Here is a 533-nt window from a genome sequence, read left to right on the forward strand (position 1 = left end):
TGCTACGATTTTGCTTACCCGTTTTGGGCTCAACATCCAAGCAACACAGTTTGCATTATCGCTTTGCGCTGGCTGGGCATTACCTGGTGCCTATGGTGCATCGCTGAAAGAGCACGGCTTGAAGCGCCTGTGGCTTTCGGTCTTGCTCGTAGTGGCACTTTTCTTTTCATCGACCCCCATTCGGTACCTGCTATTGGGTTTCATTGGATAAGTCGAGGATATGTCGATGCCGACCATTGCAGTAAGGCTCAAAAGTGAACGCAAGCGGCTGGAACTCACGCAAGCTGAAATGGCTGAACGTTGCGGCATATCACGGGAGATTTGGTGTCGGTACGAGCACGGTAAGGGGCTTCCAGGTAGCGAAGTGCTGCAAGCCTTCTTGAAGGCGGGAGGCAACGTTCACTTTGTCTTATCAGGAGAATCACCTGCGGAGGAAACGTTGTTGATCGAGCGTTTCAGGGCATGTCCAAAAGTGCTGCAAGACGCCATCTTGCGGGCATTGAAAACTGAACACTGAATTGCAGGAAAACCGT

General features: G+C 51.4%; 2 protein-coding genes. Both read left to right on the forward strand.

All coding sequences use genetic code 11. The features are described 5' to 3' along the window. On the forward strand, positions 1 to 211 hold a 211-nt coding region (locus AC0L20_RS39735), incomplete at its 5' end, for a hypothetical protein (protein WP_473295626.1). A gap of 15 nt (positions 212 to 226) precedes the next feature. Next, complete coding sequence (locus AC0L20_RS39740) at positions 227 to 517, forward strand: helix-turn-helix domain-containing protein (RefSeq protein ID WP_320429760.1); 291 nt, start codon at positions 227 to 229, stop codon at positions 515 to 517. Positions 518 to 533 lie beyond the last annotated feature (16 nt).

This window comes from Bradyrhizobium sp. Kon58, from assembly GCF_055807455.1.

What these genes read in the sequence shown, in the direction of transcription:
- AC0L20_RS39740 (WP_320429760.1), top strand. Translation starts at nt 227, where the DNA reads ATGCCGACCATTGCAGTAAGGCTCAAAAGTGAACGCAAGCGGCTGGAA.